Source organism: uncultured Roseibium sp. (assembly GCF_947496995.1).
GTDB lineage: Bacteria > Pseudomonadota > Alphaproteobacteria > Rhizobiales > Stappiaceae > Roseibium.
Genome location: NZ_CANMFD010000015.1, coordinates 1 through 1,106 on the forward strand (window position 1 = coordinate 1; position 1,106 = coordinate 1,106).

The 1,106-nt window shown below is 61.1% G+C and carries 1 protein-coding gene; it reads right to left on the bottom strand.

Annotation, left to right across the window (positions count from 1 at the left end; all coding sequences use genetic code 11):
• Positions 1-20: 20 nt before the first annotated feature.
• The coding region (gene tuf, locus Q1B40_RS24670; RefSeq protein ID WP_299821256.1) for an elongation factor Tu at positions 21-1,106 on the bottom strand (1,086 nt) is incomplete at its 5' end.

Here is a 1,106-nt window from a genome sequence, read left to right on the forward strand (position 1 = left end):
GCCCGGCAGTCGGTTTCATCTTAAGCGATGATGGATGCAACGACGCCGGCGCCGACGGTACGGCCACCTTCGCGGATAGCGAAGCGCAGGCCTTCTTCCATGGCGATCGGCACGATCAGCTCCACGTCAACGGAGACGTTGTCGCCCGGCATGACCATTTCCGTGCCTTCCGGCAGGGACACAACACCCGTCACGTCCGTCGTACGGAAGTAGAACTGAGGACGGTAGTTGGTGAAGAACGGTGTATGACGACCGCCTTCTTCCTTCGTCAGGATGTAGGCCTCGGCCTTGAACTTCGTGTGCGGGGTAACACTACCCGGCTTGCAAAGAACCTGGCCGCGCTCGACGTCCTCACGGGCAACACCGCGGATCAGCGCACCGATGTTGTCGCCTGCTTCGCCGCTGTCCAGCAGCTTGCGGAACATTTCAACGCCGGTAACCGTCGTCTTGGTGGTGTCCTTGATGCCGACGATCTCGACTTCTTCGCCAACCTTCACGATGCCGCGCTCGACACGACCAGTGACAACCGTGCCACGGCCGGAGATCGAGAACACGTCTTCGATCGGCATCAGGAACGGCATGTCCTTCGGACGCTCGGGCGTCGGGATATACGCATCGACCTGAGCCATCAGCTCGCGGATCGCATCACGGCCGATGGCCGGGTCGCGGTTTTCAACGGCTGCCAGCGCGGAGCCCTTGACGATCGGAATGTCGTCGCCCGGGAACTCGTAGGAGGACAGAAGCTCACGGATTTCCATTTCGACAAGCTCGATGAGCTCTTCGTCGTCGACCTGGTCAACCTTGTTCATGAACACGACAAGCGCCGGAACACCGACCTGACGGGCAAGCAGGATGTGCTCGCGGGTCTGCGGCATCGGGCCGTCTGCGGCCGAAACCACCAGAATGCCGCCGTCCATCTGCGCCGCGCCGGTGATCATGTTCTTCACATAATCGGCGTGACCCGGGCAATCGACGTGAGCGTAGTGACGGTTTTCCGTCTCATACTCGACGTGGGCCGTGGAGATGGTGATGCCGCGGGCCTTTTCTTCAGGCGCGCCGTCGATCTCGTCATAAGCTTTTGCTGTCGCACCGCCGGTTTCAGCCAG